At 64.5% G+C, this 4,653-nt stretch carries 4 protein-coding genes and 1 pseudogene; 4 read left to right on the forward strand and 1 reads right to left on the reverse strand.

The window, feature by feature from the left end:
* From ACE3OH_RS19600 to ACE3OH_RS19615, 4 genes and pseudogenes are all read left to right on the forward strand, one after another.
* Positions 1–210 (forward strand): annotated as a pseudogene (locus ACE3OH_RS19600) (hypothetical protein); the annotation flags it as partial.
* 230 nt (positions 211–440) lie between these two features.
* Positions 441–2,075: a hypothetical protein gene (locus ACE3OH_RS19605; RefSeq protein WP_374357145.1), complete on the forward strand. Its 1,635-nt coding sequence runs from the start codon at positions 441–443 to the stop codon at positions 2,073–2,075.
* A gap of 62 nt (positions 2,076–2,137) precedes the next feature.
* The gene (locus ACE3OH_RS19610) at positions 2,138–3,577 is read left to right on the forward strand and encodes a S8 family peptidase (protein ID WP_374357147.1); all 1,440 of its coding nucleotides are present in this window, start codon (positions 2,138–2,140) and stop codon (positions 3,575–3,577) included.
* Between the two features lie 176 nt (positions 3,578–3,753).
* On the forward strand, positions 3,754–4,206 hold the full coding sequence (locus ACE3OH_RS19615; protein WP_374357149.1) for a nuclear transport factor 2 family protein: 453 nt from the start codon (positions 3,754–3,756) through the stop codon (positions 4,204–4,206).
* A 155-nt stretch (positions 4,207–4,361) separates the two neighbouring features.
* Here ACE3OH_RS19615 and ACE3OH_RS19620 read toward each other — a convergent pair.
* On the reverse strand, positions 4,362–4,653 hold a 292-nt coding region (locus ACE3OH_RS19620; RefSeq protein WP_374357151.1), incomplete at its 5' end, for an NAD(P)H-hydrate dehydratase.

Genomic DNA, 4,653 nt, shown 5'->3' on the forward strand with positions numbered 1-4,653 from the left:
GTGCCCATCCACAAAGCGCGCCTGCTGGCCAATATGCCGGCTGCCGAGCGGCCGGCACTCGAGGTGATGCGCACCGATACGCCAAGCTGGCGCGCGGTGGTGGAAAGCCGTCGCCATGCCAGTGGCAACTGGTATGTGCATAGCGCCGAACACACCAATGTCTGCAATCTGAATGTGCCGACCCGCGCCACTGGCAAGTCCGGCACGTAATGGCAAGGGCGTGAGCGGACAAGATTGCAACGCCGGTGCGGCGTCGGCGCAACGAACCGGGGCTTGCGTGCTTGCTGCATCGACAGCCCCTGTCCGCTTATGGCAGTCTCGCTGATCGCATTAGGGTAATCCCTAGTTCGTATAACAGGGTAAGGCGCTGTGGCACAGCTACGCTGGTGGCGTGCTGTTGTGACCACTCCGCCTCGCTACCCCATTCACAGGGAGACGTAATGCAATCGAATCACCGCAGCGGCGCACGCCGCCTCGGCTGGCTGCTGCCTGCCACCATTGCCTTGGCCACCTCAGCCTGTTTCTTCAGCGATGACAGCCCGCGTCTGACGCCGACGCCGCCATCGGTGGCACTGGATATTTTCGGCACGCGCGGCGATGTGCTGACCGCCGTCACCACCATCAGCAACTGCCGCGACACCCCGGTTTACAGCTGGCAGGACGCCAGTGGCAAGGCGCTGGGTCAGGGCGAGCAGTTTGTCGACACCTTGCCCGATCAGCCGATCACCGCCACCGCCAGCTGCGGTAAGGCCAGCGACACGCAAACCGTGGCGCCGCGCCGCGTATATGCCACCAAGGCGGCCTTTGCGGTATTGAATGCCGATGGCAGCGTGGTGTACTGGGGGCATCCGATCTGGGGGGGCGGTGCGTCGGACAAGCTGGCGGCTACCTTGGTCGGTCTGCAGGCGATCAGCGCCAGCGAGCGCTCCTTCGCCGGCCTCAAGCGCGATGGCACGGTGGTGACCTGGGGTTCCATCCTGGCCGGTGGCGATTCCAGAAAGCCGACTGCTCCGCTCAGCAATGTCGAGCGCATCTTGCCCGGCAGTCTGGCGTTTCTTGCACTGAAAAAAGATGGCAGCACTGCCAGCTGGGGCAATGCTCGCACCCTGTTCGATGATGAGGGCACTACCTTCGGCGTGGATTCGGTGCTGAGTGACGATATCGCCAAGAACTTGGTCAATGTGCAGAGCTGGGTCAGCAATGAGAGTGCCTTCGCCGCGCTCAAGCAAGATGGCAGCGTGCTGGCCTGGGGCGATAGCGATGTGATCTCCGGCTTTCCGGCGCCGCTGGAAAAGGTCAGCCAGCTGATCGCCAACGAAACCGACTTTGCCGCACTCAAGCAAGATGGCACGGTGGCGGTGTGGGGCGCCGGTTTTGGCGGCGACCTCAGCGATGAGCCGGAAACAGTGGCCAAGCTGGTCGGCGTCAAGGCACTGTATAACACTGGCCTCGCCTTCGCTGCGCTCAAGCAGGATGGCACAGTAGTGACCTGGGGCGCCGGCAGGGCGGGCGACTATGGCAACAATGCCAAGGCTCTGGCTGACCAGCTGCAGGGTGTGGACCGCCTGGTCGGGCACCACACTGCCTTTGCCGCAATCCGCAAGGATGGCAGCGTGATCAGCTGGGGCGATGCCGGTCGCGGCAGTCTGGGGTTCGACGCGATTGCCCCCAAGCTGGTCGGGGTCAGCACGATCGCCCACACCGAAACCGCCTTTGCTGCGCTCAAGCAAGACGGCACCGTGCTGACCTGGGGCGACCCGGAACGCGGCGGCAATAGCAGCGCGGTGGCTGCCCAGCTGCGCAATGTGGTGGCGATCTATGCCAATGACTATGCCTTTGCGGCCCTGCGCCGCGATGGCACGGTGGTGAGCTGGGGTGAGCCGCGCAATGGTGGCGACAGCAGCGCGGTGCAGGCGAGCCTGAACGGCATTCGCGCCATTCATGCCACGGCCTATGGCGGCTTCCTGGCCATTGCCAAGTCGGGCCAATACGTGAGCTGGGGCGGTGCCTGGGCCGGCGGCAATAGCAGCGCCGTGGCCAGCAAGCTCACCAGCATTCCCTATCTGCAACGCTGACCCGCCACCATGGCAGGCCGCCCCGGCATGGCGCGGCCTGCATGCCCAAGGAGTATCGATTCATGTTAGTTCCACGTTCCAATCTGGTCGCGCTGGCCCTGTTGCTTGGCGCTGTCAGCGCCAGTGCCGCCGTGCCGGCAGCTACCTCGGCCAGCGTGCGCAATAGCGAGCTGCTGGCGCAAAGCACGCCGCAGCCGGCCGCCGCACGCCCGGCAGCCACCGATTACGCCGACCGGCTGATCGTCAAATACAAGAGCGGCACCAGCGGCCCCCTGACCGCGCGTGCACTCACCCAGCATGCCCAATCGCTGCAAAGCCTCAGTGGGGGCTACAAGGTGCAGGTGCGCTATATGCGCCGGCTTAGCACCGGCGGCGAGCTGTTTGGTCTGGGGCGTACCTTGCCAGTGGCGCAGGCATTCAAGCTGGCACGCCATTTGATGCGGCAAGACCCGAATATCGCCTACGCCGAGCCGGATGTAATCAACAAGACAATGGCCCTGCCCTCTGGCGCGCCGAATGACCCATTGTTTGAAAAGCAATGGGATCTGTACGAGCCGGCAGGCGGGCTGAATGTGTTGCCAGCCTGGGAGCGCAGCCGTGGCCAGGGCGTGGTGGTGGCGGTGCTCGACACCGGCTACCGTCCCCATGCCGATCTGGCTGCCAATGTGCTGCCGGGGTATGACTTTATCGGTGATCTCGATGCATCGGCTGATGGCGATGGCCGCGATGCCGATGCCAGCGATGCGGGTGATGATTGTGGCAGGGGCAGCAGCTGGCACGGCACCCATGTGGCCGGCACCATCGCAGCGCTGGCCGGCAATGGCGTCGGCGTCGCCGGCATTGCGCCGGCTGCCAAAATCCTGCCGGTGCGGGTGCTGGGCAAGTGCGGCGGTCATACCTCGGATATTGTCGATGGCCTGGCCTGGGCCACTGGCGCCAGCGTGGACGGCGTGCCCGCCAACACCACGCCGGCGCGGGTGGTGAATATGTCGCTGGGTAGCGGCGTGCCTTGCCTCAACACCTATCGCGAGGCGATGGCCAGCGCGTATGGCCGCGGCGCCATCGTGGTGGTGGCGGCCGGCAATGGCTCGCACAATGTGCGCAATGTGCAGCCGGCCAGCTGCCCCGGCGTGATCAGCGTTGCCGCCACCAATCGTGCCGGTGGCCGCGCCTACTACTCCAACTATGGCGGCATGGTGACGGTGGCGGCGCCGGGCGGCGAATTGTTCGGCGGCGAGGATAGCAGCACCGGCATCCTGTCCACCTACAACGATGGCAAGGTGGTGCCGGGCAACGATAGCTACGGCTACGAGCAGGGCACCTCGATGGCGGCGCCACATGTGGCCGGCGTGGTGGCCTTGATGCTGTCGGTAAACCCGAAGATGACGCCTGATCAGGTTCGGCAAGTGTTGACCAGCACCAGTCGCAATTTCCCCGCCGCCTGTGCCGGCTGTGGTGCCGGCATTGTGGATGCTGCAGCTGCGGTAGCCGCGTCGCGCTAGGCCCGGCATGGCGCCATGCATCCCCGCTTGCCTCTCCGGGCGGCGGGGATGCGTGTTTTCGAGGGGCGCCGGCATGGTACCGCCGCAGTGCCGGTAAGCAGTTACACAGTGTTTCAGCCGGCCAGCGCGGCAGTCGTTAGGCTGACTGCTTCACTTACGTGACGGACGATTCTCCCATGCGCGCCATTCATGCCAGCCTGCTCTTGCCCTTGTTCCTGCTGGCATCGCCAGTTCATGCCGATGAGGCCGTTGAGGTAGAGGCGGCCACCGTCGATCTGTACGAGCGGCTCAATGCGGGCGATGCCAAGGGCTTTGGTAACTATCTGTTGCCTGGTGGATTCACCGAGTTCAATAATGAAAGCGCTGAGCTACTCAAGCTCGATCTGGATTTCTTCAAGCGGGCAATGACATCCGGCGCCAGGATCGATCTGCATGCCAGCGATATCAAGGTGAATGTGCTGGGCAAGGTGGCCATCGCCACCGGTCACCGCACCGGCGCCATCACCCTGCCCGATGGCAAGCGCATCGATAGTCGCATGCGCCTGACCATGGTGTGGTCGCAACAGGCGGGCGGCTGGAAGTTGCAGCATGTGCATCTGTCGGATACCGGCGAGGCAAGGCGCGGCTAGCGTCGCGCAAGAAGCAGAACGGCAGATGCCTCGGTGAGTGATGAATTCGGCGTCAGGCGCGAGTCGGCATGCACGCAGAACAAGGTGAACACCGGGCAGGCTGTGTGCAACAAGCCCTGATTTGGCGTGCTCTGAGCGCTCCGTGATTGCTGTGTCTACAGGTTTTCATGCAACGGGCTTGCGTGCCAAAGCTGAGCGCGCTGCTGTGCGCCCAATATCCGGCCCGCCGCTTCAGCGACGTCGCCAGCCAGGGTGACCAGGCGGCCATCCTGCGCCAGCAGGGCATCGCTGGCGGCACTATGCAGATGCACGCCCAGCTTGGCAGCCGGCCAGCCGGCCATGCCTTGGGCCAATAGGGCAGCGATCAGGCCGCTCAATACATCGCCCTGGCCGGCATTGGCCAGTGCCGCACTGCCACCGGTATTGACCGCCATCTGCTCGCCATCT

Origin of the sequence: Chitinimonas sp., assembly GCF_041904975.1 — a bacterium.
Classification (GTDB): Bacteria; Pseudomonadota; Gammaproteobacteria; order Burkholderiales; family Chitinimonadaceae; genus Chitinimonas.

Excerpts from the sequence above, each read along its gene's own strand:
- ACE3OH_RS19605 (WP_374357145.1), top strand. The coding sequence starts at position 441 with ATGCAATCGAATCACCGCAGCGGCGCACGCCGCCTCGGCTGGCTGCTG.
- ACE3OH_RS19610 (WP_374357147.1), top strand. The coding sequence starts at position 2,138 with ATGTTAGTTCCACGTTCCAATCTGGTCGCGCTGGCCCTGTTGCTTGGC.
- ACE3OH_RS19615 (WP_374357149.1), top strand. The coding sequence starts at position 3,754 with ATGCGCGCCATTCATGCCAGCCTGCTCTTGCCCTTGTTCCTGCTGGCA.